This is a genomic window from Streptomyces sp. NPDC001492, from assembly GCF_053597275.1.
Map to the genome: position 1 here is coordinate 65370 of NZ_JBSFHW010000009.1, position 26304 is coordinate 91673.

The window sequence follows — 26304 nt, forward strand, 5'->3', positions numbered from 1 at the left end:
CGACCGTGAACCGTGTGACCCCCGCCCCCGCCCCTCCACATGCCCGCCGTCTCCCGCTGGCCGGTGTGCTGCGTGTGGGCCGCCCCGCGGACATCTGGTTCAAGCCCGCGCTGAGCGTGGTCGCCTCGGTGGCGCCGCCCAATCTGACGCTGCTGGCCCTCGGCCGGCTCGACCTGGCGATGTACACGATGGCCGGGTCGCTGTGCGCGCTGTACGCCCACCACCGCCCCTACGCCGCCCGGGCCCGCGCCCTGGCCTGGGTCGTCCTCGGCATGGTCGGCGGTCTCGCCGTCTCCCTGGTCGCCGCCTCGCTCACCGGCAGCGCCGTCGTGCTGGTCACGGTCGGCGCGCTGCTGGCCGCCCTGCAGAAGGCGCTGTGCGACGCGACCCGCATCGGCCCGCCCGGCAATGTCGTCCCGACGTTCCTCACCTCCGCGTCCCTCTTCGCCCCGCAGACCCTCGGTCAGGTCCCCGCCCATCTCGCGCCGGCGCTCGCCGCGGGCGGCTGGGCCTGGGTGGTCGGCATGGCCCCCGGGCTGCTGCGCCCGCACGGACCCGAGCGCCGGGCCACCGCGGCCGCCCTGAGGGCCGCTGCCACCTACGCCGTCACCCGCGGCACCGGCGCCGGCCACGCCCGGACCCGTGCCGCGGCGGCCGCCGCCGTCCAGGCCGCCTGGCAGTCGCTCCTGTCCACCCGGGACACCCGCACCCGGCGCGCCCTCGAACGCCTCGTCGTCCGCGCCGAAGTGGCCCTCGCCGCCCCCGCCGACACCGACCCCGAGCGGCTGCGCACCTGGGCCGGCGAGCTGACCGGGACCGGACCCGTCCCGGAGGTCCACGACCCGGCGGCCACCGCCGAACTCCTCGGCGTGGACGCCGAACTCGCCGCCCCGCCCCGCCCGTTGGGGCAGCGGCTCGGCCCGCTCGCCCCGATCGCCGTACGCACCGCCCTGGGCTGCGCCCTCGCCGGCTACACCGCCCTCGCCCTCGGGATCGGCCGCCCCTACTGGGCCCTGGTCACCGCCGCCTCCCTCTACCAGGCCAATCTCACCCTCACCTGGAGCCGGGGCGTCCAGCGCGTCGTCGGCAACCTCGTCGGCGTACTGCTCTACGCCGCTGTCGTCCCGCTCGCCCACCTCGGCCCGGCGGCTCTCGTGCTGTGCTGCCTCGCCTTCAACTTCGGCGCCGAGGCCCTGATGGGCCGCAACTACTGGCTCGGCAGCGTCTGTGTGACCCCGATGGCCCTGCTCATCACCGAGTTCACCCGCTTCCAGGAGCCCGGGCGGCTGATCACCGAGCGGGTCGTCGACACCCTCGTCGGCGCCCTGGTCGGCCTCCTCGCCGCCGTCGCCGTCACCAACCGCCGCGCAGGCGACCGCGTCGAGCAGGCACTGGCCGCCGCCGAGCGCGCCCGCGAGCACACCGCCCGCCTGCTGGCCGAGCCCGCCCCCGCACCCGCCGCGCTGGCGGCCGCCCGGCGCTCCCTCGCCGTCTCCCTGGCGGAGCTGCGCGCCACGGTCGACGCCGCGTCCGGCGAGTGGTGGCAGCGCGCCCTGCCCCAGGAGCGGGTCGTGCGCGCCGAGCAGGCCGGACACCGTACGCTCGCGGCGACGGCAAGAGCCTGCGGCTGAACCCCGGCCGGGGGCCGGCCACAGGCTGTGAGACACCAGGGACTGCACCGGAGCGCGAGAGCGGAGGGCGTACGGCCATGACGGCAGCGAACGGACGGCAGGCGGGGACGACCAGGGGCGAGGACACCGTCTCCGCGGTCGTCCGGCAGTGGCAGGCCGTCCACCCCGACCTCGACACCGGCCCGATGGAGATCATCGGCCGCATCAACCGCTGCGCCGCCCTCCTCCAGCAGGCCGAGGACGCCCCCCTGCGCCGGGCCGGCCTCAGCCGCCCCGAGTTCGACCTGCTCGGCGCGCTGCGCCGCACCGGCCACGAGCTGACCCCCGGCGAACTCGCCCGCGAGACCTTCTCCTCGGGTGCCGCCGTCACCAAACGCCTCAAGCAGCTCACCGAGCGCGGCCTGGTCGAACGCCGCGGCGACACCCGCGACCGGCGCGTCGCCCACCTCCGCCTCACGGACGCCGGCCGCGATCTCGTCGACGGCATCCTCCCCGAGCAGCTGGCCTACGAGACCTCCGTGCTGGCCGCCCTCGATCCTCCGGAGCAGGGCGAACTGGCCGGGCTGCTGGGCGAGTTGCTCCTCCGGCTCGAAGGCCGCCTGGGCGCGCTCCGCGTCTGAACGGCCGCCTCCGGAACTTTCGGAGGCCGTGTGCCCGTTGACGTGATCGACAACGACTCCCTACGTTCGACCAGGCTGCTTCGAACCACCGACTGGCGTACGACATGCCGAACGAAAGAGCGATGCTGTGACAGCCGAAACGCTCACTGTCGATCTGGGCACGGAGACCGGCCCCTTCCACGGCGGCGCGAGCGGCACGCTCTACGGCCTCTACGGCGACGGCGTGCCCAGCCGGGCCGTCGTCGAGGGCATGTACGTCCGCACGGTCACCACCAAGGCGCAGGACGGCATCCAGCACCCCGGCGCCGACGCCCTGGAGATCCTGCCGTCCTTCGTCGCGGCGGGCGGCCAGGACGTCTACGTCTACCTGACCGACATCCACCGCGGCTTCCCCTACGAGTGGCCGGGCGCCACCGGCGAGGAACGGCTCACCGCCTACCTGGCGAACATCCGCCGCCAGGTCGCACAGGGGCAGACGCTGGGCGCGCTCAAGTCCCATGTCGTGTACGTGCCGTTCAACGAGCCCGAGGGCAACATGTTCGGCACGGGGGAGTGGAGCTACGACCGGGTCTCCTGGCACACCGAGCCGGGCCCCTACTTCACGGCCTGGCAGCAGGCGTACCACCTCATCAGGGGCCTGGACCCCCAGGCGCGCATCGCCGGCCCGAACACCTGCATCCTCTATCCGGAGGTGCGCGGCTTCCTTCAGTTCGCTCGGGAGCACGGCGTGCTCCCCGACGTGATCACCTGGCACGAGCTGTCCTCGCCGGACGAGGTCCGCAGGAACGTCGCCAAGTACCGGCAGATGGAACGGGAGTTGGGGATCGGACCCCTGCCCGTCAACCTCAACGAGTACGCACACAACTACCATCTGTCCGTCCCCGGGCAGATGGTCCAGTGGATCGCAGCGATCGAGGAGTCCAAGGTCGACGCCGACATGGCGTACTGGAACATCGCAGGAAACCTCAACGACTCGGCGGTCGAGGCGGGCAAGGGGAACGGCCAGTGGTGGCTGTTCAACGCCTACGGGCAGCTGTCCGGCAACACCGTCCGGGTCACCGCACCGCACCCCAACGTCCAGTACACGCTGCAGGGCGTCGCCACCCTCGACCGGCTCAAACGGCAGGCCCGCGTGCTGTTCGGCGGCGCGAGCGGCGCCGCGGACCTCGTCCTCGAAGGCGTGGACGCGGACCTGTTCGGTGCCACCGTCCACGTACGCCTCCAGGAGATCGCCTGGAGCGGCCAGGTCGGCGCGAGCGCCCAGCCCGTGCGGCTGCTCGACGCCGAACTGCCCGTCACGGACGGCCGGGTGACGCTGACGCTCACCGACCTCGACGAGATGTCCGCCTACCAGCTGATCGTGGCCCCCGGCGGGCACGGCGCCGCGCTGCTGCCGCCCGCGGCGGGCCGGCGGCTGACCTACGAGGCCGAGGACGCCACGTACACCGGCGGCGGCTACGTCAAGCACGGCCCCGAGGGATCCCCCTCCGACGTCGACAAGTTCGCGACGTCCGGCGGCTACCACATCGGCGGCCTGCGCACCGGCTCCGACGGCGTGCTCGCCTTCGACGTCGAGGTCCCGCGGGACGGGACGTACGACCTGCGGGTCTTCGCCAACTCCCACAACCTGGCCGATCTGGTCCGCGAGAACGGCCCCACCAACGTCTTCCTGCGTGTCGACGGCAAGGACGCGCGTGAACTGCGGCTGCCGCTCGGCTACAAGTGGGCGGTGTGGGGCCACACCGACACCGAGGTCGAGCTGACCGCCGGCCCGCACCGCATCACCCTCGCCGCGCGGGACCCCGACCTCGGTACGACCAAGGGGGACGCGGTCGTCGACAAGCTGGACCTCGTGCTGCGCGACGACCAGGAGGACCTGTACGACGCCGAGTTCGCCGCCCTCGACGCGGGCGCGCAGGTGAGCTACGCCAACCTCGGCGCCTCCGGCCCCGGCACCGCCGTGCTCCCCCGAGGCGGCACCGTCACCTTCTGGGTGCACGCGGCCGACGACGGCGAGGCGACGGTCACCGTCGACCTGCTCGGCCCCGGCGAGGGTCTGCTCACGGTCAACGGCGAGGAGCTCGGACGCGTGCAGCGAGGCGCCGTCCCGCTCTTCCTGACCGGCGGCATCAACAAGGTCACCGTCACCGGGACCTCGGACCGCCTGGTCGTGGACCGGCTGCGCGTCGGCCCCTCCCGCGGGCTGCTGCCCACGGGGGTGTTCGCCGCCGAGGAAGGCATCCTGACCGGCACCGCGAGGGTGACGGGACACGCGTACGCCACCGGCGGCAAGGCCGTCGACGGCATCGGTGCCGGCCCGGACAACGCGCTCACCCTGACGGTGACCGCCGAGCGCGCCGGACGCCACGCGCTCACCATCCGCTACTCCAACGGCGAGCAGGCGCCCGCCACCCACTACAACCCCGACCCGGTCTGCCGCCACGCGGACATCTCCGTCAACGGCGCCGCCCCGCACCGCGTCCTGTTCCCCACCACCTTCCACTTCAACAACTTCTGGAACCTCTCCGTGCCCGTGACCCTGGACCAGGGCACCAACACGCTCACCTTCACCGCCGACGAACTCCCCGACTTCGACGGCCACACCAAGAACGCATACGGCCAGCGCTCGGCGTACGCCCCGGTCATCGACCAGGTCACGGTGACCGCGCTCACTCAAGGGGCCCTGTCGTGACGGGCACAAGAAAGGGGTCCGATGCTGGAGTTCACCTTCGCCGGCCGAGTGATCGAGTGGCGCGGCCCGGCGCCCTACTACTACCTGCCCGTGCCCGACGAGGAGTCCGCGGACATCCGTGAGGTCGCGGCGCAGGCCAGCTACGGCTGGGGCGTGATCCCCGTGGCCGCGCGGATCGGCGAGGTCGACTTCGAGACCTCGCTGTTCCCCAAGGACGGCGGCTACCTGCTGCCGCTGAAGGCCGCTGTCCGGGGGCCCCGGCAGATCACCGTCGGCGACGAGATCACCGTCGAGATGACCGTCCGGCTCCCGCACTGATCAGTGCTCGTCGCCCGCCCGGTACACGCCGAACACCGCGGCCTGCGGATCCCGCAACACCGCGATGCGCGGCCCGTCCGGCACCGACGTGGGCTCCATGAGGACGGTGCCGCCCGCCTGTGCCGCCGTGGCCGCGCAGGCGTCCACGTCGGCCACCGCGAAGTACGGCAGCCAGTGCGGCGGCACCTCGGGCGGGAACTTCTCGTCCATGCGCACCATGCCGCCGAAGTCCGCGCCGTCGATGCCCCATTGCGGGTAGCGCTCGGAAGGGCTGACGCTCCAGCCGAACACCGTCGTGTAGAAGCTCTCCGCCCGCTCGGGCGCGCGGGTCAGCAGTTCGACCCAGCCCAGGGAGCCGGGTGCGTTGAACAGTCCGGCACCCGGGAAGGCCCGCGCCTGCCACAACTGGAAAGCGGCACCCGCCGGATCGAGCGCCACCGCGAAACGGCCCAGGTCGAACACGTCCATCGGGCCCAGCAGTACCGTCCCGCCGGCCGCGGTCACCTCCGCGGCGGCTGCATCCGCGTCCGCCACCGCGAACGACACGTTCCACGCGACGGGCTGCGACTCCTGGTACAGCGGGGTCAGCGCGGCGACCGCGACGTCCCCGAGGTGCGCGACCGTGTATCCGCCCGCCTCCTGACGCGGATCCGTCTCGCTGCGCCAGCCGAACAGCTCCGCGTAGAACCGCTTGGCCGCCGCCAGGTCGCTGGTCCCGAGCTCGGTCCAGCAGGGCCCGCCGGTCACCGGCTTGTCGAGCTTCATGGTGTCCTTCCGAAGCCTTGGGCGAACAATGGCCCCTCCAGCACGCTAAGCCCGGCCCCGCCCGGTGGCCATCCGGCCGAACCCCTCGCGCCCGGCGCCGCCCCCGACGTACCCTCGGCCACGTACCGCACCGCATGGCGGCCTCCAGCCCACATCCTTGCCCCGGAGGTCTCCGCATGCCCGCGCCCACGGTGCGCCCCTTCCGCCGCGACGACCGCGACCAGCTCACCGACCTGATCAACGCACATGTCGCCGCCGTCGTCCCCGGTGTCTCCGTCTCGGTGAACACCGTCCTCAGCGACCTGGAGCGACAGCCCGGCGAGTTCATCACCGACCCCTGGGTCGCCGAACGCGTCACCCTCGTCGCCGAGCAGCGCCGGCACGTCGTGGCCGCCGCACACCTGCTGCGCTACCGCTCCGGCGCGGAGGTCGGCGACCACTACCGGGACGCCGGTGAGATCGACTGGTTCGTGTGCCGGCCACCGGCCTCCTTCTGGCCGGACGCCGAGGTGGCCGCGGACCGGCTGATGGCCGCGTGCCTGGCCCAGTTCGCCCGCTGGGACGTACGCGTCCGGTACGCCGACGGCGCCCTCCCGGCCCCCATTGTCTACGGCCTGCCCCGCAACTGGCCGCACATCCGCGCCGTCTACGAACGCTCGGGCTTCCGGCACGTCGGAGACACCGAGGTCGTCCTGATCGCCCGGGTGGCCGACCTGCCGGCCCTCGAACCCCGGCCAGGCGTGAGGTTCGAGCGGTCGCTGGGGGAGTGCGGCACCCGTTTCACCGCCTGCGCCGACGCACGCGCCGCGGGCTTCATCGAGGTCGACACCGCCCTGTCCCGCCCCGAACGGCAGGCCCGCGCGGCAGGCCTTGCCGACATCGGCAACCTGCACATCGATCCGGCCTTCCACGGCGAGGGCCTGGAGCGACAGCTGCTCGCCCAGGCCGCGGACTGGCTGCGCCTGTGCGGCACGGACCGCCTCTTCGCCTACGAGCCGGCCGACGACGAGGAAGCCGTCGACCTCCTGCTCGCTTCGGGTTTCCGGGAGCTGACCCGTACCGACAGGCGCTGGGAACACCGCCCGCGTCGAACTCACCGGGCCGGGATACAACCGAACTGAAATTCCGGACACAAGGGTCGATAATTTTCTTCAGGTCTGCGGAGGGTGGACGACATTGATCCGCGTGCTTCTCGTCGAGAACACCCGCCTCGTGCGGGGAGCCTTCGCCGCCCTTCTCTCCCGCGAGGACGACATCGAGGTCGTCGCGGAGTCCGCAGGCGACGGCGAGGTGCTGGCGCGGGCGCTGCTGTGCCGCCCCGACGTGGCCGTGATCGACGTCGACTCCGAGGAGGGCGAGGAACTCGCCGCGCGGGGCGAGCTGAAGCGGCGACTGCCCGAGTGCCGGGTGCTGCTCATGATGGCCTCGCCCACACCGGCGCGGCTGCGGCGGATGCTCGATCTGCGGGCCGCCGGGGTGATCAGTACGAACGCCCCGGCGGACCGGCTGGTCCACGGCATCCGCAAGCTGGTCAGGGGGCAGCGCTTCATCGACCCCGAGTTCGCGCTGGCCGCGCTGGAGGCGGGAGCGAACCCGCTGACCCCGCGGGACGTGGAGATCCTGCGGCTGACCGCCGATGGCATCCCCGCACGGGAGGTCGCCGAGCGGCTGTCCTTGTCCGTGGCCACGGTCCGCAACCACCTGTCGGCGATCACCAGGAAGATCGGGGGACGCACCCGGATCGACGCCATCCGGATCGCGAGGGAGTCGGGCTGGATGTGACCATCGCCCCGAGCGGTGCCCGGTTCGGTCGCGCCGCGCCCCAGTGGCCCACCAGGTCCCGGTAGAGCGCAGATTCGGTCCGCGGCTCGTCGTACGCGCCGAGGTCGATCCGTGCGCCGTCCATCACCAGGACCCGGTCGGCCCGCAGCGCCGAGCTGATGCGGTGGGCGACGACGACCAGGGTGCCGGGGCGGCGGCCGGATCGAGCTGACAGGTCGCCTCGTCCAGGAGGGAAAGCCGGGGCGCCGGAAGCAGGGCGCGGGCGCCAGGGCGAGCAGCTGACGCTCGCCGGCGGGGGTCAGGGGCGCGTCGTAGCCGCCCAGGCGCTCGACGAGCGGCATCGCCCCCACCGAGCGCACCGCGCCGTCCGCGAGCCAAAGCACGAGGCGCGGCCGCGCAGGCTCGGTGCGTCACGACGAGCCGGGTACGCTCGGCGAGCACTTGGCTGATGTGGTGCTCGGTCACGGTGTGCAGGCTTGCCGCGGCGTCGTCGAGCACGGGCACCTGCCGGGACGGGTGGAACGCGCGGGCCGGCCCGATCCGCTGAGCGCGTCGCACCCACCGAGCGCACCGCGCCGTCCGCGAGCCAGAGCACGAGGCGCGGCCGCGCAGGCTCGGTGCGTCACGACGAGCCGGGTACGCTCGGCGAGCGCGCCGGTGAGCACTTGGCTGAGGTGGTGTTCGGTCACGGTGTCCAGGCTTGCCGCGGCGTCTTCGAGCACGGGCACCTGCCGGGACGGGTGGAACGCGCGGGCCGGCCCGATCCGCTGAGCGCGTCGCACCCACCGAGCGCACCGCGCCGTCCGCGAGCCAGAGCACGAGGCGCGGCCGCGCAGGCTCGGTGCGTCACGACGAGCCGGGTACGCTCGGCGAGCGCGCCGGTGAGCACTTGGCTGAGGTGGTGTTCGGTCACGGTGTCCAGGCTTGCCGCGGCGTCTTCGAGCACGGGCACCCGCCGGGACGGGTGGAACGCGCGGGCCGGCCCGTTCCGCTGCGCCTCGCCGCCGGAGACGGGGGGCTCGGCGACGCGGCTGGCCTGGCCCGCCGGCATGTGAGGGATGAACGCGTCGGCCCGCGCCGTCGGCTCCTCGTCGCAAGTCGCCCGCGCCCCGGAGCCGATGGCGTCGGCGAAGGTCTCACCGAGCAGCACCGGGTGTTCGAAGGCGTACGCCACCGCCCGCCTGAGCTCGTCACGGCGAAGGCGGCGCAGCGGTACGCCGTCGAGCAGTACCTCGCCCCGGTCCGGGTGGACGAGACGCCCGGCCAGCGCGGCCGGCAGCGACTTACCGGCCCCGGAGCGCCCCACGACGGCGACGAGAGCGCCGCCGGGGACGACCAGACTGAGGTTCCTGAGCAGGGGACCGCCCGTCCCCAGCATGGTCACCTGCCGGAACTCCAGCCTTCCGGGGCCTTCGGGGAGGCTTTCGTGACCATGGGCCACGGGGGGTGGGGCCAGCCCTTCGGTGATCCGCCGCACCGTCGTACGGGCCCGGGCCAGCTGGTTCACCGACGACAACAGGCTGCTGATCCCGAGCGCCATGGACGTACTTCTCGACGAGGAAGTGGTGGCCGCCCAGGACGAAGTGGTCGAGCAGGGCGGGCACGCAGTCGAGCCCGTGCAGCCGCTCCAGGGCCTCCCGCTCGTAGCGCTGCCGGGTGACCGCGTCCGCGCCGTGCATGGTGAGTCCCGCGTACGGCCGGGCCTCCTTGAGCATGACCGGCTGCCCCGTCCGCCGGTCGCCACCGTGGTACGGGCCGCCGCCGTTGAAGTAGTGCAGGGCGCTCTCGATCCGGTACGGCAGGCCGGCGACGGTCGTGCCCGCCCGGGCGGCCGCATGGGGTGCGAGAACGGCGGGCAGCCGCACCCGGGCGGGAGGACGGAACGTCGGACCGCGCACATCGGGCACCAGCCCGCCGGAGAGGTCCTCGATCGCCGGCACCGTCGCCCCGTCGGGCGAGTCGCACGGCCGGTGGGCGAATCCGCCGTGGCGGACGTGGGCCCCCAGCGCGGCGAGGACGACCGCGAGCCGGTCCTCGTCGGCCGGGTGGACCGTCACGAACTCGATGTCGAGGCACGCAGACACATGGATCTTCCAGCCCTGCGGGGGGAGTTCGGCGCCCTCGGGGCCGGAGACCACCCACTCTCCGAACCCGGAGCGCTGCCACCCGTCGGGGGCCGGACGGCGGGTCTGGGCGAAGTCGCCGAGCTGTTCCCGGGCACGGCCGGGCGCTTCGTAGAAGTGGGGATCCAGGAGGCAGTGGGCCTCGTCACGCATGTCCACGGGGTTGCTCCTGTGCTCCGTAGAGCAATCTGGCGTTGTGGGGAACGTTCACCCGGAATCACTCACGAGCATTCCAGAGTCGGCCGCCGTGGCATACCACTGTTCGTCACGCGTACGGCGTGAAGTTGTCTCCCCGGACCGTGAACCCCTCCCTGCGGACCGGGAGAAACGGCGCTACCGGGGCCGCCTCGTTCCGGGCGCTCAGATCCCCGGCCGGTAGCGGATCGGATGGTCCGCCGGCACCTCCACCAGCACGATCCGTGTCCCGTCCGGATCCGCGATCCACATCTCGACCAGCCCCCACGGCTCCCGCACCGGCTCCCGCACGATCTCGACGCCCTTGGCCCGCAGCTCCTCGTGCGCCGCTGCCACGTCCTCGACCTGCAGCCACAACCGGACGGCGGGGGAGGCGGGGGTCTCGGAGCGGCCCGAGACCTCCAGGAAGCCGCCGCCGAGGAAGTAGACCGTGCCGCGCTGCGGCCCCGTGCCGAACTCGCGGTAGACGGCGAGGCCCAACTGATCGCCGTAGAACGTGCGGGAGCGCTCGGGATCGCTCGGCCGGAGAAGGGTCCGGCTGCTGAGAACGTGCACCATGCATACGGAGCCTAGTGGCAGGGTTACCCTCGTCCCTGCCCGTGCCGAGCCGGAAACCGGAGTGACACCCATGGAGACCACCGCCGACGGACTGACCTTCCGCGACGCCACCGACGCCGACGTCGACGTGCTGGTCGCGCTGATCGAGTCGGCGTACCGCGGGGACTCCAGCCGGGCCGGGTGGACCACCGAGGCGGACATCCTGCAAGGGCAGCGCACCGACCCCGAGGGCGTGCTCGCCGTCATCAAGTCGCCCGACAGCCGGCTGCTGACGGTCGAGCGGGACGGTACCGTCGTCGCCTGCTGCCAGCTCGAACACCGAGGGGAACACGCCTACTTCGGGATGTTCGCGGTCAGCCCGCGACTGCAGGGCGAGGGCCTCGGCAAGGTGATCATCACGGAGGCGGAGCGCACGGCGCGCGAGAGCTGGGGCGTGCGCGAGATGCACATGACCGTGATCTCCGTGCGGGCCGACCTCATCGCCTGGTACGAGCGCCGCGGCTACCGCCGTACGGGAAAGATGACCCCGTTCCCGTACGGCGACGAGCGCTTCGGCATTCCGCTCCGCGCCGACCTGCAGTTCGAGCTGCTGGTCAAGGAGCTGGTCTGATCGAGGAGCCGGTCTGAGGCTCAGGCCGTGAAGCGGCCGGTGCGCTTGATCTCCGGATAGTCGGTGGTCGCGCCGTCCAGCTGCAGCGCCCGGACGAGCCGCAGATGGTCCTGGGTGTTCACCACCCACCCGATGATCCTCAGGTCCGCCTTGCGGGCCTGCTCCACGATCTCCAGGGTGAGGCGGCGGATGTTGAGGCAGACGGTCGCGGCACCGGCCTCCACGGCGCGCTCCACGATGTCGGTGCCGTAGCGGCTGCCGATCAGCGCGGTCCGTACGCCCGGCACCAGACGCGAGACCTCGGCGATCGCCTCGTCGTGGAACGAGGACACCTCGACCCGGGCGACCAGGTCCCGTTTGAGCATGACCTCGGCCAGCGCCCGTGCCGCCGCGATGTCCTTGATCTCTGCCTGCAGCGGGGCCCGCACCGCTTCGAGGACCTCCTCGAAGACCGGGACGCGTTCGCCGCGGCCCGCGTCCAGGCCGCGCAGCTCGGCAAGGGTCTTCTCGGCGATCGGGCCGGTGCCGTCGGTCGTGCGGTCCACGTCGGTGTCGTGCATGACGACGAGGGCGCCGTCCTTGCTCAGGTGCAGATCGAGTTCGATCACGTCGAGCCCGGCGTGCTGGGCGGCGACGAAGGAACGGAGGGTGTTCTCGGGCTCGGTACCCATGACTCCGCGATGACCGATGGTAAGGAAGTTCAAGGTTCAACTCGCTTCCGTCGACGGCGGCTCGGCTCCGCGCGCGGACCGGAGCGGACGGCCGCGCGGGCAGAGCCGCAGCCTAACGGCCCCGCCCGGCGATGAACCCGCTCGTACACGGGGGATCGGCGTGCCGCCAGGGGCAGGCCTGGCCTGTACCCGTCGGGGATCACCCGGGCGTGGGCGAGTCCTTCCGGCATTGACCGATGGCCGGTTTCGACGCTCCCGAGCCGGGTAGCCGCGCCCTACCCAAATGTCTGTCGGATCGGTTTCCGGCAGGAAAAACTTCTGTGACCATGGAGAGGTGCAGGATAATCTCCCGAGGCTCCTCTTGCTGAGAGGAAGTCCGTATGTATACGGTCTCCTTACGCGAGCTTCTCCCGTGGAGGATGGGACATGACGGAAATTCTTGTGCAGGCGGCTTCGGGGGACCAGGTTCCTCCCATGACCAGGGTGGTCGAGCACCCGGCCTGGCCCGTGCTCAAGAATGCCGTGGAGCAGATCCGGCCATGGCAGTCCAAGGACGGATCGATCGACCTCGGGGCCGAAGGCGCACCCGGGCGCGCGGAGGCCGAGGCGGCCGTACGGCGTGTCGTGGCGGCCGTCGAGGAGCTCTCCCCGCTGCTCCCGCACGACGCCGACTACCACGAGGCACTGGCCAAGGACCTGCTCCGGTGGGCCGAGGGCGGCTTCGAGGTGCCCGACTTCCTGGACTCGCTGCTGGCCTTTCAGCCCGCCGCGAACCGCGCGGACGGCCTGCAGCACCTGGTCGTCTTCCCGATGTACACGCAGAACGGCAACCCGGACCGCAACCTGGAGGCGGTCGTGCTGCGCATGGTCTGGCCGGACTGGCTGGCCGAGCTGGAGCGCACCCGCTACGACAACCCGCTGTTCTGCGGCATCAAGTTCGAGGACTTCACGGCCGGCTACGACACCAACTCCGCCGTCCTCTTCCCGGAGACCATAGCCGTGCGTGAGGCGCCGGAACGTTTCTCCTGGGGTGGCATCTTCTGCGACCGCGAGGCTGCCCGCTTCCGTCGCGTGACCGACGCGGCCGTCGACATCCTGGGCCTCGACCTGCCCGAGGACATCGCGGCGATGGTCCACGACCAGAAGCGCTGCGAGGAGGCCTTCGTGCTGTGGGACATGGTCCATGACCGCACCCACAGCCGCGGCGACCTGCCCTTCGACCCGTTCATGATCAAGCAGCGCCAGCCGTTCTGGATGTACGGCCTCGAAGAGCTGCGCTGCGACCTCACCGCCTTCAAGGAGGCCGTGAAGCTGGAGGCCGACGGCGTCCCGCAGGCCCGTGACGTGCAGTACGCGGTGCTGTTCGACCGCATGTTCCGCTTCCCGGTCACCGGCGAGCGCGTGCGCAACTACGACGGCCTGGGCGGCCAGCTCCTCTTCGCCTACCTGCACAAGCACGACGTGATCCGCTGGACCGACAACAAGCTGCACATCGACTGGCAGCGCGCCCCGCAGGTCACCAACCAGCTGTGCGCCGAGATCGAGGACCTCTACCGGGCCGGCATCGACCGTCCGAAGCTGGTCCACTGGTTCGCCGCGTACGACCTGGTGTCGCAGTACCTCGCCCCGCACCCCGGTTCCCGCTGGGCCAAGGGCCCCGACGCCCTCGACCTGAGCCAGCCGCCGCGAAAGCTCGTCGATGACGTGCTTCCGGACGAGTTTCCCCTGAGCATGTTCTATGAGGCCCTCTCCAAGAAGCTGAAGAATGTGATCGCCTCCACCAAGGGCATCACGGCAAAGAGCGCCGAGCGAGTCGCAGCGTGAGCGACCGCAACACCAGAACCACTGCGCAGGAGGCGAAGACCATGGCGGGGAACGGAGCTCTCAGCGGTGCGGTGATCGCGGTGGCCGGAGCGGGCGGACCCGCCGGGCGCGCGGCACTGATCCGGCTCGCGGAGGCGGGGGCGACCGTCGTCGCCGCGGACAACGACCCCGAGCGGCTCGCGGAGGCCGTGGACGCGGCCCGTTACGCCTCCGGCGGCGCCACCGTGACCGGCGAGCCCGTCGACCTGCTGGACCTGGACTCCACCCGGGAGTGGGCCACCCACATCGAGAAGGAGTTCGGCCGTGTCGACGGCCTGGTCCACCTCGTGGGCGGCTGGCGCGGCAGCGAGACCTTCATCAAGACCAGCCTCGACGACTGGGACTTTCTGGAGCTGCTGCTCATCCGCACCGTGCAGCACACCTCCCTCGCCTTCTCCGAGGCGCTGCAGCGCAGCGAGCGCGGCCGCTACGTCCTGATCAGCGCGGCCGGCGCGAGCAAGCCCACCGCGGGCAACGCCGCGTACTCCGCGGCCAAGGCCGCCGCCGAGGCGTGGACCCTGGCCATGGCCGACTTCTTCCGCAAGGCGGGAGGCGCCGAGGGCCCGACGTCGGCGGCTGCGATCCTGGTGGTGAAGGCGTTGGTGCACGACGCGATGCGCGCCGAGCGACCCAATGCGAAGTTCGCGGGCTTCACGGACGTCAAGGAGCTGGCCGAGGCCATCGCCGACGTCTGGAACAAGCCCGCCGCCGAAGTGAACGGAAAGCGTCTGTGGCTGACCGAGAAGCCGTGAACCCCCCTAGGACCGACGCTCGTCGCCATCACGACCCGGAGGTCCGCGGCTTCGCCAGCGACAACTACGCCGGGGCCCACCCGGAGGTGCTCGCCGCCCTGGCCCTGGCCAACGGCGGGCACCAGGTCGCGTACGGCGAGGACGACTACACCGAGAACCTCCAGGGCATCATCCGCAGCCACTTCGGGGCCACGGCCGAGGCCTTCCCGGTCTTCAACGGCACCGGCGCGAACGTCGTCGCGCTCCAGGCGGTCACCGACCGCTGGGGCGCGGTGATCTGTGCCGAGAGCGCCCACATCAACGTCGACGAGGGCGGCGCGCCGGAGCGCATGGGCGGCCTCAAGCTGCTGACGGTCCCGACTCCGGACGGCAAGCTCACCCCCGAGCTGATCGACCGGCAGGCGTACGGCTGGGACGACGAGCACCGCGCGATGCCGCAGGTCGTCTCGATCACCCAGAGCACGGAGCTCGGCACGCTCTACACGCCGGACGAGATCCGCGCGATCTGCGAGCACGCCCACGCGCACGGCATGAAGGTGCACCTGGACGGCTCGCGGATAGCCAACGCGGCCGCGTCCCTGGACGTCCCGATGCGGACGTTCACCAACGCGGTCGGCGTCGACATCCTCTCCCTGGGCGGGACGAAGAACGGCGCACTGTTCGGCGAGGCGGTCGTCGTCATCAACCAGGACGCCGTCCGCCACATGAAGCACCTGCGCAAGCTGTCCATGCAGCTCGCCTCCAAGATGCGCTTCGTCTCGGTGCAGTTGGAGGCTCTGCTCGCCAAGGACCTGTGGCTGCGCAATGCCCGCCACGCCAACGAGATGGCCCAGCGCCTGGCCGAGGGCGTGCGCGCCGTGCACGGCGTGGAGATCCTCTACCCGGTCCAGGCCAACGGGGTGTTCGCCAGGCTCCCGCACGATGTGAGCGAACGGCTGCAGAAGCGGTTCCGCTTCTACTTCTGGGACGAGGCCGCGGGCGTGGTGCGCTGGATGTGCGCCTTCGACACCACCGAGGAGGACGTGGACGCGTTCCTCGCGGCGCTCAAGGAGGAGATGGCGCGTTAGGGCTCCGCCAAGCCTCCGCGGCGGCGGTGTCGTCCCGGGCATTGCGGCGGTATGCCATGAGGCATGGACAGGACCATCCGCAACCCGTGGACGAACGGGCTGAGCTGCGCCGGGATCCTGATGCTCGGCGCAGTGGTCCTCAGCCTCGTCGCCGAGGCCCCGGAGCCGGTGCGGCCCTTTCTCTTCCCCGCGCCGGCGGTGGCTGTGACATGGCTGGCCTGGCGCGCCCTCTTCAGTCGGCTGCGGGTGTCCCGGGACGGCATCCGCAGCCGTGGGCTGTGGCGGACCCGGTTCGTGGCGTGGGACGACCTGGTGGTGGTCGAGAGCGGGATCGACTGGTCGACGAACGGCGCCCTGTGGGAGCGCCCGGTGGCGATCCTCTTCGACGGCAGTGTCGTGAGCCTCACGGGCGTGTACGGGCTGCGCAGCGAGGGCGAGTCGCGAGTCGATCGGATCGCGAAGGACCTGAACAGGATGTGCGACGAGAGCTGAACGATGCATGAATATGCAGGGCTCTGCAAATTGATTGACTGCTGATGATCGCATTCCTATGCTCTTCAGGCATGGAGCTGATCCAGAACACCCCTGACCTGTCCGCATACTTGGCTGCTGACGAGGTCGTCGACCACGACCATCCAGTGGTACGGCAGACGGCCACCCGGCTCGCCCGGGACGTATCGGACTCGTATGCCTATGCACGGGCCGCCTTCGAGTTCGTGCGCGACACCATCCCGCACTCCCAGGACTCGGGCGACCTGCGCGTCACCTGGCGGGCCTCCGACGTACTGCGGCAGGGCACCGGCATCTGCCACGCCAAGGCCCACGCCCTCGCCGCCCTGCTGCGGGCCGAGGACATCCCCACGGCACTCTGCTACCAGAGGCTGGCGCACGACGACGGTGGCGGCCATGCCGTGCACGGGCTGATCGCCGTCCGCTTCAACGGCGCCTGGCACCGGCAGGACCCCCGCGGCAACAAACCGGGCGTCGACGCCCAGTTCTCCCTCGAGGGCGAGCGACTGGCCTGGATCCCCGATCCGCAGTCCCATGAGGTGGACTATCCGCACCTGTACGCCGAACCGCATCCGGCGGTCATCGGTGCCCTCAAGGCCGCCCCCGACCGGCCCGGTCTCTGGAAGACGCTCCCCACCGCACTCTGAGGCAGGCCGTGACGCCGGCGCACGGCCAGGTCAACAGGCCCGGCGCCGGGGAGAGTTCGGTCCGCCTGCACGGTCGCGCCCCGCACGAGGCCCCGCACATGGTTGCCTGCGCGAGATCTGCACGGCGTTCGGCTCCAAGCCCTCGCGCACCGCAACTCGGGCGAGGCGTCGGCGATGCGGGCCCTGTCGGACGCCGGCCCTCCTGGACTGGGTGACGCCAGCCAGGGGTGAGGGGGCGTCGAACATCCGACGCGGGCGAGGTCGTCCGGTGCCACGACGCCGGGGTGACCTGCCGTCGCTGGAACCTGGCGCCAGGGCCGCGCACGCGCCTCGCCGAGGACACCGTCAAGGGCATCCGTCCTGCTGGAGAAGCCCGGCCCCCGAGGCGCGGATCGCGGTCCACGCCCCAGAGCGACGATTCAGCGGGCCTCGGCCGCCTTCACCTCTTCGGGGGTCGGCGCCGTGCCGCCGAGGTGGGCGGGCATCCACCAGGTGTCGTCCGGACCCTTGGGCCGTACGGGATAGGCGCGCTGCGCCGCCTCCAGCAACTCCTGGACGCGCTCGCGCAGCCGCCGCGTGATGGCGCCCGCGTACTGGTCCTGGGGGGCCTCCACCGGCTCGCCCACCCGGATGGTGATCGGCGTGTGGCTGCGCTTGAAGTTGCGCGGGTGGCCCTTGGTCCACAGCCGCTGGGTGCCCCACAGCGCCATCGGGATGAGCGGGACGCCCGCCTCCTGGGCCATGCGCGCGGCACCCGACTTGAAGCTCTTCAGGGTGAAGGACTGCGAGATGGTCGCCTCGGGGAAGACGCCGACGATCTCGCCGGAGCGCAGCGACTGCAAGGCGTGCTGGTAAGCCGTCTCGCCCTGCTTGCGGTCCACCGGGATGTGTTTCATGCCGCGCATCAGCGGGCCGGAGATCTTGTGCCGGAACACCGACTCCTTCGCCATGAAGCGCACCAGACGCTTCTGCGGCAGGGCGGCCAGACCGTCGAAGATGAAGTCCAGATAGCTGATGTGATTGCTCACCAGCACGGCGCCGCCCGAGCGCGGAATGTTCTCCGATCCCTTCAGGTCGATCTTGAGGTCCCACACCTTGAACAACGTTTGGGCGAGACCGACGACGGGACGGTAGACAAGCTCAGCCATGGACGGGGTGGACCCTTCTCTCTGCCTGGATGGGTGCTCCCGGCGGGAAGTTACGCAGCCGTAGGTTTACGGCATTGCGCAGATCGTGCCCCAAGAACGAACGGGGGGCCAGTCCTGGCGCCGCAGAACGGCGAGATCCTCGTCACGTCCGACAACTGGTCCACCTCGGACTTTTAATGCGCCTTTACTCCGTACGGACCGTCACCCGCCGTACGAGCAGGTACATCTCGCAGCCCAGGCAGTACCCGAACGCGGCATTGAGGAACGCCGCGGCGAGCGCGGCGGCGGTCGCCGCCAGCCCCAGCCAGGTCGGGCCGAGTCCGAAACCGACCAGCCCCACGCCGGCGAAGACCAGCCCCACCGCCTGCGCGAACCGCGGCGGCTCCGGCGACTCGAACTCGGTCGGCGACCCGAGCCTGGGACGCACCACCTTGCGGAACAGCCAGCCGTACGGCGACCGGCCCACCCCGCCCGCCGCGCCCAGCGCGAACGCCAGCGTCTGCCAGGCCAGCAGCCAGGCGCTCCCGGTGATCAGCACCACCGCCAGGACGACGGTCGTCACGGCCGCCCCGAAGCGGGGGCCTCTCACATCAATGTCCATGAAGCAAGCATTCCGTATGGGAAAAGATCCGGGGAGTCGGGAATCTTTGCAGTCTCGTGAATGCTTGTGCAGGTGATGACCGGACTTGTGGTGTGCGCGGTGGTGCTCGTGGTGGCGAGCGCCTACGGAGTGACTCATCGGCAGCGGAACGGGAGGGTGCGCGTGCGCGGGCGCGACGGCGGGAAGCGGCTCGGGGTGGCCGAGTTGGGCGAGGAACTCGGTGAGCGCGCCACGCTCGTGCAGTTCTCCAGTGCCTTCTGCGCGCCCTGCCGGGCCACCCGACGCGTCCTCGGCGAGGTCGCCGACATGGTCCCCGGTGTGACCCACGTCGAGATCGACGCCGAGGACCACCTGGACCTGGTGCGCGAACTCGACATCCTCAAGACCCCGACCGTGCTGGTCCTTGACGCCGACGGCAGGGTCGTACGGCGTGCCACCGGCCAGCCGCGCAAGGCCGACGTCATCGCCGCACTGGGGGAGGCGGTTTGACGGCTGTGCTGCGGACGGTGAGGCATCTCCCATATGCCGGAACGTACTTGACTGTGCACGCCACCTATCGTCAGCCTGACCGTATGCCTACGGAACTCCTTCTCTACGGGCGGGTGCACGTCGACCTCGCCCGCACTGCGAGCGCGCGCTGTCCGAGCTGTTGAGCAGCCACGACGCCCGCCCCTCCGTGTAGAAGGACAACTCCATGACGGCCACGCCCGACCTCGGCACCCGTACCCCTCAGCTCGCCTCCCCCGACCTGTTGCGCTCCGTCTTCCGGCGGCACGCGGCGGGAGTCGCCGTGATCACCGCGCAAGGCGACTCCGGCCCGGTCGGCTTCACCGCCACCTCGCTCACCTCCGTCTCCGCCGAACCGCCGCTGCTGTCCTTCGGCATCAGCACCGGCGCCTCCAGCTGGCCGGCGATATCGACGACCGACCACATCGGCGTCCACATACTCGGCGAGCATCAGCAGGACCTGGCGGCCACCTTCGCCAAGAGCGGCGCCGACCGCTTCGGCGCGCCCACCGCCTGGCGTACGGGCCCCGAAGGCGTCCCCGTGCTCGACGACGTCCTCGCCTGGCTGGTGTGCCGGATCGTGGGCCGGGTCCCCGCGGGGGACCACCGCATCGTGCTGGCCGAGGTCGTGCTCGGCGACCCCACGGGCCCCGGCCGTCCCCTCCTCTACCACCAGGGGCATTTCAGCGGCCTGCGCGACTGACCGCCGGTCGGCTCCGCCTGCGAAGCGGTCGAGTTCCGATTACGCTGCGTTGCAAAGGTCACAGTTCAAAGCGCTTGCTTAGCGGGAACGAACTGGGTGTACTGACGAGTAATATTTCGCTCGGAGCGCGGGTCGCCCCGATCGGGATCGGCCGCTTGAGGCGCCTATGCTGCCTGAAAGAAGGCAGCACCGAAATGACGATTGCAGTAGGAGAGCCGGCGTGAGCTTGAGGATCGTTGTCACTGTGAAGTACGTGCCCGACGCCACTGGCGACCGGCACTTCGCCGATGACCTGACCGTCGACCGGGACGACGTGGACGGTCTGCTCTCCGAACTGGACGAGTACGCGGTCGAGCAGGCGCTGCAGATCTCCGAGAACTCCGACGACGACGTGGAGATCACCGTCCTGACGGTGGGCCCCGAGGATGCCAAGGACGCGCTGCGCAAGGCGCTGTCCATGGGCGCGGACAAGGCCATCCACGTGGAGGACGACGACCTGCACGGCACGGACGCGATCGGCACCTCGCTGGTGCTGGCCAAGGCGATCGAGAAGGCCGGCTACGACCTCGTGGTCTCGGGCATGGCCTCCACCGACGGCACCATGGGCGTCGTACCCGCGCTGCTCGCGGAGCGCCTGGGCGTCCCGCAGGTCACCCTGCTGTCCGAGGTCTCCGTCGAGGACGGCACGGTCAAGGGCCGCCGTGACGGCGATGCCGCCTCCGAGCAGCTGGAGGCTTCGCTTCCGGCCGTCGTGTCGGTGACCGACCAGTCGGGTGAGGCGCGCTACCCCTCCTTCAAGGGGATCATGGCGGCGAAGAAGAAGCCGGTCGAGTCGTGGGACCTGTCGGACCTGGAGATCGACGCCGAGGAGGTCGGTCTCGAGGGTGCCTACACCGTCGTGGACGCCGCGGCCCAGCGCCCGGCCCGTACCGCTGGCACGATCGTCAAGGACGAGGGCGAGGGCGGCAAGCAGCTCGCTGAGTTCCTCGCGAGCCAGAAGTTCATCTAAGGGTCACCGGCCGCTCGAGGCTCACCACCCCTTCCGCCCCTCAGACTTCGCATTCCGCAGGAGAGCAATCCCATGGCTGAAGTTCTCGTCTACGTCGACCACGTGGACGGTGCCGTCCGCAAGCCCACCCTGGAGCTGCTGACCCTGGCCCGCCGCGTCGGTGAGCCGGTCGCCGTCGCGCTGGGCAACGGCGCCGGTGACACCGCCGCCGTGCTCGCCGAGCACGGCGCCGTCAAGGTGCTGACCCACGAGGCGTCCGAGTACGCCGACTATCTGGTCGTCCCCAAGGTGGAGGCCCTGCAGGCCGCCGTCGAGGCCGTCTCCCCGGCCGCGGTGCTGGTGCCGTCCTCCGCCGAGGGCAAGGAGATCGCCGCGCGTCTGGCGCTGCGCATCGGCTCCGGCATCATCACCGACGCCGTCGACCTGGAGGCCGGTGACGAGGGCCCGGTGGCCACCCAGTCGGTGTTCGCCGCGTCCTTCACCACCAAGTCCCGTGTCGTCAAGGGCACCCCGGTCATCACCGTCAAGCCGAACTCGGCCGCGGTGGAGGCCGCCCCGGCCGCCGGCAGCGTCGAGGCCCTGAACGTCACCTTCTCGGAGAAGGCGACCGGCACCAAGGTCACCGGCCGCACCCCGCGGGAGTCGACCGGGCGTCCGGAGCTGACCGAGGCCGCGATCGTGGTCTCCGGCGGCCGCGGCGTCAACGGCGCCGAGAACTTCCCGCTCATCGAGGCCCTCGCCGACTCCCTCGGCGCGGCCGTCGGCGCCTCCCGTGCCGCGGTGGACGCGGGCTGGTACCCGCACACCAACCAGGTCGGCCAGACCGGCAAGTCCGTCTCCCCGCAGCTGTACATCGCCAACGGCATCTCCGGCGCCATCCAGCACCGGGCCGGCATGCAGACCTCGAAGACGATCGTGGCGGTCAACAAGGACCCCGAGGCCCCGATCTTCGACCTGGTGGACTACGGCGTGGTCGGCGACCTCTTCGACGTCGTGCCCCAGCTCACCGAGGAGATCAACACCCGCAAGGGCTGATCACCCGAAGGCCGGCCGAGGCCCCCGCGACTGCACGAACAGTCGCGGGGGCCTCGGCTCATTCCAGGCTGAGCGAGGCCTGTACGGGCAGATGGTCGCTCGGGAACTGGCCGTCGACGCAGAAGGTGTCCACCGAGGCACGGTGTGTCGTCACCCAGGGCGTGGTGAGGATCCAGTCGATGCGGTCGCCGTTCGGGGTGAGCCCCTTGTAGCCGTGGAAGGTCCCGTACGCGGCACTGCGGTGCGCCGCAGCGTCCCAGGTGTCGAGGAGCCCCGAGCCCACCAGCGTGTCGTAGACCGGGTTGCGGTGCGCGGCGACGTTGAAGTCGCCGGTCACCACGGCCGGGAGCGAGCGGTCCAGCTGGGCGATCCGCTGCAGCATCAGCGAGGCGCTGCGCTCGCGCGCGTACTGGCTCGCGTGGTCGAAGTGGGTGTTCAGGACGTAGAACTGCCGTCCGCCGTCGGCGAGATCGCGGAAGCGGACCCAGGTGACGATGCGGGGGAAGGCGGCGCCCCAGGTGTTCGAGCGGATGACTTCCGGGGTGTCGGAGAGCCAGAAGGTGTAGTGCTCGACGGGGGCCAGACGCCGGTTGTCGTAGAACACCGCCGTGGACTCGTCGCGGCTGCCGCCCTCGCGGCCGGTGCCGATCCAGTCGTAGGACGGGCCGAGGTCGGAGTCGATGTCGCGCAGCTGCTGGTAGAGGCCCTCCTGGGTGCCGATGACGTGGGGGTGCGCGCGACGCAGCAGCTCGCGCATCACCGGTCTGCGGTCGCTCCAGCTGTTGGGTTCCTTCGTGCTCGCGAAACGTAAGTTGAAGGTCATGACCTCGAGACCGGGTGCCCGGCGAGCCCGCGTCGCGGGGGACGGCGCGGGCGAGGCGGACGAGGCGGGGATCGCGGCGCTGGAGAGCGGCACGGTGACCGCCGCGGCCAAGGTGGCCTTGAAGCCCAGACGGCGGGTGACTCGGCGGTGGTTCGGCACTCAGGCTCCTTCGGTGGCGGCAGCCGGACGAGTCGTGCGAGGGCGAGTCGTGCGCAGGGAAGTGTCCTACCCGGGTGTGAGATGGGCGTGAACATGCCGAGATCACGGCCTTGCTCCCGGTGGACATGGTGTTGACCACCGGAAGGTGCCCAGATAACTTCATTCTACGGATTGTTGATTCCGCACAGTGGAAACCAGGAGGGTATGGGATGGGTCAGGGCCAGCAGGAGAAGGTGGCGACGAGCCTCGCAGGCGCGATCAGCGAGGAGATCAGCGCCTCCCTCGCCCCGGTCGACGCCGAACTGGAGCGCCGCTACCCGGGGGACCCCGGCACCCGCCAGCCCGTCCACACCGTCTACGTCCCCGGTGACGTCTTCGCCGCCGACACCATCCGTTCCTGGGGCGACCAGGCCCTCGCGGCCCTCGACGAACACGCCCCGGACGCCGCCTCCTTCGCCGCCGTCCTCGGCCTGTCCGACGAACTCGCCGAACCCGTCTACGCCCGCGTGCGCGCCAAGCTGGAGCGCGAGCCCATCGAGGATCTGCGCGTCGACTTCGAGGACGGCTACGGCCCCCGCCCGGACGCCGAGGAGGACGAGGCGGCGGCCCGCGCGGCCCGCCTGATCGCGGAGGCCTACGCGAAGGGGACTGCGGCCCCGTACATGGGCATCCGCATGAAGTGCATGGAGGCGCCGGTACGCGACCGGGGCATCCGCACCCTCGACATCTTCCTCAGCGGCCTGGTGGAGGCCGGCGCTCTGCCCGACGGGCTGGTCCTGACGCTGCCCAAGGTCACGTACGCCGAGCAGGTCACCGCCATGGTGCGGCTCCTTGAGGCCTTCGAGAAGGCGCGCGGGATCGAGCCCGGCCGGATCGGCTTCGAGATCCAGATCGAGACCAGCCAGTCCATCCTCGCCACCGACGGCACCGCCACCGTCGCGCGCATGATCCAGGCCGCCGAGGGCCGCGCCACCGGACTGCACTACGGCACCTTCGACTACAGCGCCTGCCTCGGCGTCTCCGCCGCCCACCAGGCCAGCGACCACCCGGCCGCCGACCACGCCAAGGCGATCATGCAGGTCGCGGCGGCGGGGACGGGCGTACGCGTCTCGGACGGCTCCACCAACGTCCTGCCGGTCGGCCCGACGGAGAAGGTCCACGACGCCTGGCGCCTGCACTACGGCCTCACCCGCCGCGCGCTCGCCCGCGCCTACTACCAGGGCTGGGACATGCATCCCGGCCACATCCCCACCCGGTACGCGGCCGTCTTCGCCTTCTACCGCGAGGGCTTCGAGCAGGCCGCCGCCCGCCTCGCGCGCTACGCCAACCGGGCCGGCGGTGACGTCATGGACGAGCCCGCCACCGCCAAGGCCCTCAGCGGCTATCTGCTGCGCGGACTGGACTGCGGTGCGCTGGACATCGCCGAGGTCGCCCGGGTGACCGGTCTGACCCGTGCCGATCTGGAGGGATTCGCGGCACCCCGGCGCGGCGACCTGACCGCGTCCGCCAAGTAGCAGACCCGTCACAGCAGTCACCACCGGCCGGCGTTGTCACCCCCGCCCCGTAGTCTGTACGGCACGCATTGATGTGTCACAGGAACGGGGCGGGCGGTGTCTTCGGGGGAGACCTCAGGCGGGAACAACCAGGGCGACGGGACCGGTCGGCTGCTGGCGGGGCGCTATCGCGTCGTGTCCCAACTCGGCCGCGGCGGCATGGGCATCGTCTGGAGAGCCGTCGACGAGGTGCTGGGCCGTGAGGTCGCCGTCAAGGAACTGCGCACCTACAGCGACGCCGACGGGCCCGAACTCGCCGACCTGCGGCTGCGGATGCAGCGCGAGGCGCGCGCGGCGGCCCGGGTGCGCCACCCCGGAGTCGTCGCCGTCCACGACGTGACCGAGGTCGACGGCCGCCCGGTCATCGTCATGGAGCTGGTCGACGGGCCGTCCCTGGAACAGGTGTTGCGCGAGCGCGGTTCCCTCGACCCGGTCGAGGCCGCCGGCATCGGCGCCAAGGTGATGGACGCGCTGGCGGCCGCCCACCGGGCCGGCGTCCTGCACCGTGATGTCAAACCCGGAAACATCCTGCTCGAAGGGTCCGGCCGGGTCGTCCTGACGGACTTCGGCATCGCGGCCATGGAGGACCCGGGCGACGGCGCGACCGCCCACCTGACCCGCAGCGGTGCCCTCGTCGGCTCCCTGGACTACCTGGCGCCCGAGCGTGCCCAGGGCGCCGAGGCGAGCCCGGCCTCGGACGTCTGGGCCCTGGGAGCCACGCTCTACGCGGCCGTCGAGGGCTCCTCGCCCTTCCGCCGCACCTCGACGTACTCCACGCTCACGGCGATCGTCACCGAGCCCCTCCCGGAGCCGGAGCGAGCGGGCCCGCTCACCCCCGTACTCCAGCAACTGCTGGACAAGCGGCCCGAGACCCGCCCGGAGGCCGAACAGGGACGCGCCCTGCTGCAGGCGGTGGCGGACGCGGGCGGCACGGACACACCGACGACGACCCTGCGCGACCACGCGCCACCGCGCACTGAGACGGAACCGGACGTCCCTTCGCTGCCGCCCGGGTTCCTGATGCCGGGAGCCGCGCAGGGGAAGGCGCCAGTGACGCGGGGTGCCGCTCCCAGCGAGCAGCGCGGACCGGCGGCACCCGCCCCCGACCCGGCCGGACGGCACGACCAGGCGGCGCCCGGGACCACCCCCGCGCCGCACGCCGTACACGTGACGCCGGGCTTCGGCCCGCCCGCGCCGCACCACCCGGCACCGGACCTGGCGACGGCGCCCACCGGGCCCATATCCTCCTCGGCCTCCCCGCGCCGCAAGGGCCGCGCCCTGCTCGCCGCCGCGGCCGTCACCGTCGTCCTCGCGGCGGCCGGCGGCACCGTCGCCCTGCTGAACGCGCGGAACACGGAAGCGAACACGCGCCCCTCCGCGTCCCGTTCGGATGCCCAGGCGTCCGCCTCCGACCGCACCGACGCCGACCACTCGGACGGCCCCGAGCCGACGGAACAGGGCGACAAGAAGACCCCGGCACCGACGAAGACCGCCGGCCGGAAGGGCGGGGCCACACCCACGAGCCGGGCCTCTTCCTCGTCCACGGCGAAGTCGCCGGGCGGCGGCACCACAGGGGGCGGTACCTCGGGTGGCACTTCGTCAGGCGGCACCACCGGCGGCGGCAGCGGCGGTACGACGGGTGGCGGGGGCGCGACCACCGCGGCACCGGCCTGCACCTCCACGGGCGGCGGCAAGTACGACTGCACGGTCTGGCGCACCGCCAAGTCCTACACGGCCTCTGGCACCGAGGTCGGCGTCCTCGGCTCGGGTACCAACTACTTCTACTGCCAGCAGAACCTGGGCCGGCGCGAGACCTACGGCCAGTGGACCAACGTCTGGTGGGCGAAGACGGACGACGACAGCGGCAACACCAACGTCTACGTCAGCGACGTCTACATCAAGGGCGGCGACAACGACCAGCCGATCCCCGGACTCCCGGTCTGCTGACGCCCGCCACCCCCG

26 protein-coding genes and 1 pseudogene are annotated in these 26304 nt (G+C 71.5%); 18 read left to right on the forward strand and 9 right to left on the reverse strand.

Going from position 1 to position 26304, the window contains the following annotated elements:
* The first annotated feature begins 5 nt into the window (after window positions 1-5).
* From ACWC1K_RS14090 to ACWC1K_RS14105, 4 genes are all read left to right on the forward strand, one after another.
* Window positions 6-1631, forward strand: coding sequence for an FUSC family protein (locus tag ACWC1K_RS14090; RefSeq protein ID WP_450831217.1), 1626 nt, complete (start codon window positions 6-8; stop codon window positions 1629-1631).
* A 77-nt stretch (window positions 1632-1708) separates the two neighbouring features.
* Window positions 1709-2251, forward strand: coding sequence for a MarR family winged helix-turn-helix transcriptional regulator (locus ACWC1K_RS14095; RefSeq protein ID WP_450831218.1), 543 nt, complete (start codon window positions 1709-1711; stop codon window positions 2249-2251).
* Between the two features lie 127 nt (window positions 2252-2378).
* On the forward strand, window positions 2379-4943 hold the full coding sequence (locus ACWC1K_RS14100; RefSeq protein ID WP_450831220.1) for a cellulosome protein: 2565 nt from the start codon (window positions 2379-2381) through the stop codon (window positions 4941-4943).
* Window positions 4944-4967: 24 nt separating this feature from the next.
* Window positions 4968-5261: a DUF1905 domain-containing protein gene (locus ACWC1K_RS14105; protein ID WP_450831477.1), complete on the forward strand. Its 294-nt coding sequence runs from the start codon at window positions 4968-4970 to the stop codon at window positions 5259-5261.
* Here ACWC1K_RS14105 and ACWC1K_RS14110 read toward each other — a convergent pair whose 3' ends face one another.
* Window positions 5262-6026 carry a VOC family protein gene (locus ACWC1K_RS14110; RefSeq protein WP_450831221.1) on the reverse strand — a complete coding sequence of 255 codons (765 nt, stop codon included), beginning with the start codon at window positions 6024-6026 and terminating at the stop codon, window positions 5262-5264.
* A 176-nt stretch (window positions 6027-6202) separates the two neighbouring features.
* Here ACWC1K_RS14110 and ACWC1K_RS14115 point away from each other — a divergent pair, with 176 nt between their 5' ends.
* A complete protein-coding gene (locus ACWC1K_RS14115; protein WP_450831223.1) occupies window positions 6203-7147 on the forward strand; it encodes a GNAT family N-acetyltransferase in 945 nt (314 codons plus the stop codon).
* Between the two features lie 64 nt (window positions 7148-7211).
* Window positions 7212-7808: a response regulator transcription factor gene (locus ACWC1K_RS14120; protein WP_450831225.1), complete on the forward strand. Its 597-nt coding sequence runs from the start codon at window positions 7212-7214 to the stop codon at window positions 7806-7808.
* On the opposite strand, the pseudogene ACWC1K_RS14125 reads toward ACWC1K_RS14120, so the two are convergent.
* From ACWC1K_RS14125 to ACWC1K_RS14140, 4 genes and pseudogenes are all read right to left on the reverse strand, one after another.
* A pseudogene (locus tag ACWC1K_RS14125) lies at window positions 7738-8176 on the reverse strand (ABC transporter ATP-binding protein); the annotation flags it as partial. The gene ACWC1K_RS14120 and the pseudogene ACWC1K_RS14125 overlap by 71 nt on opposite strands.
* 317 nt (window positions 8177-8493) lie before the next feature.
* Window positions 8494-9114, reverse strand: coding sequence for an ATP-binding cassette domain-containing protein (locus ACWC1K_RS14130; RefSeq protein ID WP_450831227.1), 621 nt, complete (start codon window positions 9112-9114; stop codon window positions 8494-8496).
* A complete protein-coding gene (locus ACWC1K_RS14135; RefSeq protein ID WP_450831479.1) occupies window positions 9092-10084 on the reverse strand; it encodes a class III lanthionine synthetase LanKC N-terminal domain-containing protein in 993 nt (330 codons plus the stop codon). The genes ACWC1K_RS14130 and ACWC1K_RS14135 overlap by 23 nt, the downstream gene beginning before the upstream one ends.
* Window positions 10085-10291: 207 nt before the next feature.
* Window positions 10292-10684, reverse strand: coding sequence for a VOC family protein (locus tag ACWC1K_RS14140; protein ID WP_450831229.1), 393 nt, complete (start codon window positions 10682-10684; stop codon window positions 10292-10294).
* 70 nt (window positions 10685-10754) lie between these two features.
* Here ACWC1K_RS14140 and ACWC1K_RS14145 point away from each other — a divergent pair, with 70 nt between their 5' ends.
* The gene (locus ACWC1K_RS14145) at window positions 10755-11294 is read left to right on the forward strand and encodes a GNAT family N-acetyltransferase (RefSeq protein ID WP_450831230.1); all 540 of its coding nucleotides are present in this window, start codon (window positions 10755-10757) and stop codon (window positions 11292-11294) included.
* Between the two features lie 20 nt (window positions 11295-11314).
* Here ACWC1K_RS14145 and ACWC1K_RS14150 read toward each other — a convergent pair whose 3' ends face one another.
* Complete coding sequence (locus tag ACWC1K_RS14150) at window positions 11315-11998, reverse strand: glycerophosphodiester phosphodiesterase (protein WP_450831232.1); 684 nt, start codon at window positions 11996-11998, stop codon at window positions 11315-11317.
* A gap of 393 nt (window positions 11999-12391) precedes the next feature.
* Here ACWC1K_RS14150 and ACWC1K_RS14155 point away from each other — a divergent pair, with 393 nt between their 5' ends.
* The 5 genes from ACWC1K_RS14155 to ACWC1K_RS14175 all read left to right on the forward strand — a co-directional run bounded on the left by ACWC1K_RS14155 (window position 12392) and on the right by ACWC1K_RS14175 (window position 16804).
* Entirely contained in the window at window positions 12392-13789 is a 1398-nt protein-coding gene (locus ACWC1K_RS14155; protein ID WP_450831234.1) for a DUF6421 family protein, read from the forward strand.
* A gap of 41 nt (window positions 13790-13830) precedes the next feature.
* The gene (locus tag ACWC1K_RS14160; RefSeq protein WP_450831480.1) at window positions 13831-14580 is read left to right on the forward strand and encodes an SDR family NAD(P)-dependent oxidoreductase; all 750 of its coding nucleotides are present in this window, start codon (window positions 13831-13833) and stop codon (window positions 14578-14580) included.
* Window positions 14577-15647 carry a threonine aldolase family protein gene (locus ACWC1K_RS14165; protein ID WP_450831236.1) on the forward strand — a complete coding sequence of 357 codons (1071 nt, stop codon included), beginning with the start codon at window positions 14577-14579 and terminating at the stop codon, window positions 15645-15647. Before ACWC1K_RS14160 ends, ACWC1K_RS14165 begins: the two co-directional genes overlap by 4 nt.
* Before the next feature lie 63 nt (window positions 15648-15710).
* Complete coding sequence (locus ACWC1K_RS14170; protein ID WP_450831237.1) at window positions 15711-16139, forward strand: hypothetical protein; 429 nt, start codon at window positions 15711-15713, stop codon at window positions 16137-16139.
* Window positions 16140-16210: 71 nt separating this feature from the next.
* A complete protein-coding gene (locus tag ACWC1K_RS14175; protein ID WP_450831239.1) occupies window positions 16211-16804 on the forward strand; it encodes a transglutaminase domain-containing protein in 594 nt (197 codons plus the stop codon).
* Between the two features lie 419 nt (window positions 16805-17223).
* Here ACWC1K_RS14175 and ACWC1K_RS14180 read toward each other — a convergent pair whose 3' ends face one another.
* On the reverse strand, window positions 17224-17952 hold the full coding sequence (locus ACWC1K_RS14180) for a lysophospholipid acyltransferase family protein (protein WP_450831240.1): 729 nt from the start codon (window positions 17950-17952) through the stop codon (window positions 17224-17226).
* Window positions 17953-18136: 184 nt separating this feature from the next.
* Window positions 18137-18553: a DUF4395 domain-containing protein gene (locus ACWC1K_RS14185; protein ID WP_450831242.1), complete on the reverse strand. Its 417-nt coding sequence runs from the start codon at window positions 18551-18553 to the stop codon at window positions 18137-18139.
* A 75-nt stretch (window positions 18554-18628) separates the two neighbouring features.
* Between ACWC1K_RS14185 and ACWC1K_RS14190 the strand changes: the two genes are divergently transcribed.
* From ACWC1K_RS14190 to ACWC1K_RS14205, 4 genes are all read left to right on the forward strand, one after another.
* Window positions 18629-19042, forward strand: coding sequence for a TlpA family protein disulfide reductase (locus ACWC1K_RS14190; RefSeq protein WP_450831482.1), 414 nt, complete (start codon window positions 18629-18631; stop codon window positions 19040-19042).
* Between the two features lie 205 nt (window positions 19043-19247).
* Window positions 19248-19763, forward strand: a complete 516-nt coding sequence (locus ACWC1K_RS14195; protein ID WP_450831244.1) for a flavin reductase family protein — start codon at window positions 19248-19250, stop codon at window positions 19761-19763.
* Window positions 19764-19983: 220 nt separating this feature from the next.
* Window positions 19984-20772 (forward strand): electron transfer flavoprotein subunit beta/FixA family protein, encoded by a 789-nt coding sequence (locus ACWC1K_RS14200; RefSeq protein ID WP_450831246.1) that lies wholly within the window; start codon window positions 19984-19986, stop codon window positions 20770-20772.
* Window positions 20773-20844: 72 nt separating this feature from the next.
* Window positions 20845-21807, forward strand: a complete 963-nt coding sequence (locus ACWC1K_RS14205) for an electron transfer flavoprotein subunit alpha/FixB family protein (RefSeq protein WP_450831247.1) — start codon at window positions 20845-20847, stop codon at window positions 21805-21807.
* Between the two features lie 58 nt (window positions 21808-21865).
* Here ACWC1K_RS14205 and ACWC1K_RS14210 read toward each other — a convergent pair whose 3' ends face one another.
* A complete protein-coding gene (locus ACWC1K_RS14210; RefSeq protein WP_450831249.1) occupies window positions 21866-22789 on the reverse strand; it encodes an endonuclease/exonuclease/phosphatase family protein in 924 nt (307 codons plus the stop codon).
* 209 nt (window positions 22790-22998) lie between these two features.
* Here ACWC1K_RS14210 and ACWC1K_RS14215 point away from each other — a divergent pair, with 209 nt between their 5' ends.
* On the forward strand, window positions 22999-24303 hold the full coding sequence (locus ACWC1K_RS14215; protein WP_450831251.1) for a DUF6986 family protein: 1305 nt from the start codon (window positions 22999-23001) through the stop codon (window positions 24301-24303).
* A gap of 96 nt (window positions 24304-24399) precedes the next feature.
* Window positions 24400-26289 (forward strand): serine/threonine-protein kinase, encoded by a 1890-nt coding sequence (locus tag ACWC1K_RS14220; RefSeq protein ID WP_450831253.1) that lies wholly within the window; start codon window positions 24400-24402, stop codon window positions 26287-26289.
* Window positions 26290-26304 lie beyond the last annotated feature (15 nt).